5 protein-coding genes are annotated in these 4,082 nt (G+C 70.0%); 3 read left to right on the forward strand and 2 right to left on the reverse strand.

Annotation, left to right across the window (positions count from 1 at the left end; all coding sequences use genetic code 11):
• From V6M42_RS15250 to aguB, 3 genes are all read left to right on the forward strand, one after another.
• Nucleotides 1-943 (forward strand): TonB-dependent receptor domain-containing protein (locus V6M42_RS15250; protein WP_332679264.1); only part of this gene is annotated, 943 nt, incomplete at its 5' end.
• A gap of 157 nt (nucleotides 944-1,100) precedes the next feature.
• Nucleotides 1,101-2,102 carry an agmatine deiminase family protein gene (locus V6M42_RS15255; protein WP_332679265.1) on the forward strand — a complete coding sequence of 334 codons (1,002 nt, stop codon included), beginning with the start codon at nucleotides 1,101-1,103 and terminating at the stop codon, nucleotides 2,100-2,102.
• A complete protein-coding gene (gene aguB, locus V6M42_RS15260) occupies nucleotides 2,102-2,971 on the forward strand; it encodes an N-carbamoylputrescine amidase (protein WP_332679266.1) in 870 nt (289 codons plus the stop codon). The genes V6M42_RS15255 and aguB overlap by 1 nt, the downstream gene beginning before the upstream one ends.
• Here the strand turns inward: aguB and V6M42_RS15265 are convergent.
• Nucleotides 2,938-3,726, reverse strand: coding sequence for a PA-phosphatase (locus tag V6M42_RS15265; RefSeq protein WP_332679267.1), 789 nt, complete (start codon nucleotides 3,724-3,726; stop codon nucleotides 2,938-2,940). The genes aguB and V6M42_RS15265 overlap by 34 nt on opposite strands.
• The coding region (locus V6M42_RS15270) for a hypothetical protein (RefSeq protein WP_332679268.1) at nucleotides 3,723-4,082 on the reverse strand (360 nt) is incomplete at its 5' end. The genes V6M42_RS15270 and V6M42_RS15265, both read right to left, overlap by 4 nt.

Consider the following 4,082-nt stretch of genomic DNA (forward strand, 5'->3'; position numbering starts at 1 on the left):
CGACGCCGTGACCCTGGACATCGGCGTCCGCGCCCCGTTCTTCCACCGCGAGCTGACCAACTACTGCTATCAGATCAATACGTTCGACGCCTACTGCTCGGCCCAACAGCCGACCGGCAGCGCCGCGAACCTGGCGGCCGGCGCACCGGTGTCGTTCGAACGCGACTATGAAGACGTGCTGCCGAACGCCGGCGTGACCTGGCGTTTCGCCCCCAACCAGCAGATCTTCGCCTCGTACTCGCAGAACTTCTCGGCCCCGCGGACCGACGACCTCTACGATCGGATCCCGGCAAGCCCCGAGCCGGAAACCAGCACGAACGTCGATGTGGGCTACCGTTACCAGTCGGGCCGCCTGATCGCCTCGGTCTCGGCCTATTCGTCGCAGTTCGAGAACTACATCGCCCGCGCCATCACCGACGTGCTGGATAGCAGCGGCAACCCGACCGGCGAAACCATCGTCACCAACATCAACGTCGGTCCGGTGGACCGGTGGGGCGCCGATGGCCAGTTGGGCTTTGTGATCACCGACGCCCTGTCGCTCTACGCCTCGGCGTCGTACCTGGGCAGCGAGATCAAGGACAACATCCCCGGCCAGACCCCGTCGATCGCCGGCAATGAACTGTTCGAGGTTCCGGAACTGCAGTACGCCCTGCGCGGTGAATACAGCGTCGGCCCGCTGAGCTTCGGGCTGCAGGGCAAATATGTGTCGGAACGCTGGACGAACCTGGTCAACGATGAACAGACGCAGGCCTATACGGTCGTCGATCTCGACGCCCGCTACGACCTCGATTTCATCAACGAGGGCATGTACTTCCAGGTGAACGTCATGAACCTGTTCGACGAAGAATACCTCGCCAACATCTCGACCGAGATTTCCGGCAACCGCACCGCCAGCCTCGGCTCGCCGCGGACCGCCATGGCGACCCTGCGGATGACCTTCTAGGACGTCATTCCATCCAGATGGGAAAGGGCGGTCCGGCAACGGACCGCCCTTTTTCTTTGAGCGGCGCGCGACCGAACCTCGCCGGCCCGCGCGAGTTGAAGTCGGGGCCGCGCATGTCTATCTGGCGCGGCTGCGTCGCCGTCCAGGACCTTGCCTTATGACCACCCCCGTCCCCGCCGAATGGACGCCGCACCGCGCGATGTGGGTCGGCTGGCCCAGCCACGCCGAGTTGTGGGAAGACAACCTTGAACCGGCCCAGGCCGAGGTCGAGGCCCTGGTCCGCGCCCTGGCGGGTCCCGGCCGCGAACAGGTGAAGCTGCTGGTCGGCAAGCCGGAAGCGCTGGAGGACGCGCGCGCGCGGTTCGACGGCGTGGCCGGGGTTGAGGTCATCGACGGCCGGTTCGGCGACATCTGGCTACGCGACACGGGCCCGATCTTCGGCGCCGGATCCAAGAGCGCGGCGGCCTTCCGCTTCAACGGCTGGGGCGGCAAATACGAGCTCGAGCATGACGACACCGTCGCCGACCAGATCGGTCAGGCCTCGGGCGTCCCCCTGACCCGCAACGACTTCATCCTCGAGGGCGGGGCCGTGGAGCATGACGGCCGGGGCACGATCCTGACCACCCGCCAGTGCGTGCTGAACCCCAACCGCAATCCCGGCTGGACCGGGGAGAAGGCTGAAGCGGCGCTCGCCGCCTCGCTCGGCGCGACCAAGGTGCTCTGGCTGGGCGACGGCCTGCTGAACGATCACACCGACGGCCACGTCGACAATCTGGCCCGTTTCGTCGCGCCGGGCGTCGTGGCCTGCCCGGTCGCCTGGGGCAAGGGCGACCCCAACGACCACGTCTATGACGCCGTGGCCCGCGCCCTGTCGCAGATGACGGATGCGACCGGCGCGCCGCTCAAGGTCCTGCGCCTGCCGTCGCCCGGCTTCGTCGGCGACGAGGACGAAAAGCCCGTGCCTGCCAGCCACATGAATTTCCTCATCGCCAACGGCGCCGTCATCGTGCCGACCTACGGCGACGACCGCGCCGCCGACCTCGCCTGTCAGGGACTGGCGACGGTCTTCCCGGACCGCGAGATCATCGCCCTTCCGTCGATCGCCATCCTGTCGGGCGGCGGATCCTTCCACTGCATCTCCCAGCAGGAGCCCGCCTGATGGCCCGCACGATCTCCGTCGCCGCGTTGCAGACCTCGTATGGCGAGGACCTGCAGGCCAACATCGACAAGACCATCGACCTGATCCGTCAGGCGGCGGGTAAGGGCGCGCAGGTGATCCTGCCCAGCGAACTGTTCCAGGGGCCGTATTTCTGCGTCAGCCAGGAAGAGAAATGGTTCGCCACCGCCCATCCTTGGCGCGAGCATCCGTGCGTGACGGCGCTCCAGCCCGTCGCCGCCGAACTGGGCGTGGCCATCCCCGTCTCGATCTTCGAGCGCGAGGGGCCGCACTATTTCAACAGCATGGTCATGCTGGACGCCGACGGCCGCGCCCTGGGCGTCTATCGCAAGAGCCACATCCCCGACGGCCCCGGCTATCAGGAGAAATATTATTTCCGGCCCGGCGACACCGGCTTCAAGGTCTGGGACACGCGCCACGGCCGCGTCGGCGTCGGCATCTGCTGGGACCAGTGGTACCCCGAAACCGCCCGCGCCATGATGCTTCAGGGCGCCGAGGTGCTGTTCTATCCGACCGCCATCGGCTCCGAACCGCACGACAAGGAGCTGGACACCGCCGACCCCTGGCGGCGCGCCATGCAGGGCCACGCCGTCTCGAACGTCGTGCCCGTCGTCGGGGCCAACCGCACGGGGCATGAACAGGTCACCGAGGCGGGACAGGTCTTCTACGGCTCGTCCTTCATCGCCGACCATCGCGGCGATCTGGTCGAAAGCTTCGGCCGCGACGACGAGGGGGCGCTGGTCCACACCTTCGACCTCGACTACGTCGACCGGCACCGCGCCGCCTGGGGCTTCTTCCGCGACCGGCGGACGGACCTCTACGGCGCGCTGGCGGCGCCCCGCCCGGCCTGAGCACCCGTCTGCGCAAAAGCGCGGCGTTCGGCGGCGCAGCCGGGATTGGTCAGGCCCTCGGCCCGTGCGGCGGCGACCTCGGCCCGGGCGGCGTCCAGATCGGCGGCGAATTCCGTCGAGGCCTCGGCCGCAAACAGCCGCCGGCCCAGGGCGGCGCCGTCCGCGACGTCCGACGGCCAGTTCATGCGGCAGATCGCCCGACTCTGTCCGATCTCCCGGCCGATGCCCCGGACCTCGGCGGCGCGGTCGGGCGCCAGGGCCGCGAACATTTCGCCATAGGCCGCGCCGACGACGGCGCCGCCCGCGGGCCAGGACGGCCCCTCGCGCATGGCGTCATTGACTCTCTGGCACGGCTGCAGGCCGTCGATGGCCTTGATCGGGCGGGGCCGGGGCGTCTGCTCGGACAGCAGGCGGGTCAGCCTGTCGGCGTCGATCAGCAGCCGGTTCATCAGCCGGGTCAGGGCCGGGCGGGGCCTCTGCGCGAAACGGGCGTTCAGGACGCAGTCGAAATGCTGGGCTCCGTCGGGCGCCGCCAGCTGGGCGTGGGCCGTGGCCATCCACCAGCGGTCCGTGCCGGGCTCGACGGGCGTTAGGTCCGAGGGGGACCATGGGGCCGGCGCGGGCGTCGCATCGGCCAGAGACCGTATCGCCGCCTCATCCAGATATCCGTGCGGCGTCTCGACCGGCGCAGGGCCGCTCCGCGTGGCGCAGGCGCCCAGAAGGGCGCAGGCCGCGAGCGCGGCGGCGCGGCTCACCCGCCGGCGGTCCAGTCCAGCTGGACGCTGGTCGGGCCGTTCTCGACCGGGGTGGCGACGACGCGCAGCAGCTTGCCGCTGCCGTCCTCGGCCGCGGCGCCGTACGCCCGGGCCTCGCCCTGGTTCATGGCCATGACGGAGGCCAGGCCGGCGGCCTCGGCGCGCTGGCGGTAGAAGGCGATGACCGCCTCGGGCGCGGCGTCGGTGGTGAAGCTCAGGATGCCGCCGGGGCCGTCAGGGCCCTGGGCGACGGTGGCCGGACCGCTGACGGCGCCGCCCGGATAGACGACGGCGAAAACCGGAGCGCCCGGCGCCGCGGGCGCGGCGGCGGCCGTCGTCGCCGCGGCGGGGGCGGC

The sequence above is a fragment of the Brevundimonas sp. genome, from assembly GCF_036677305.1.
Classification (GTDB): domain Bacteria; phylum Pseudomonadota; class Alphaproteobacteria; order Caulobacterales; family Caulobacteraceae; genus Brevundimonas.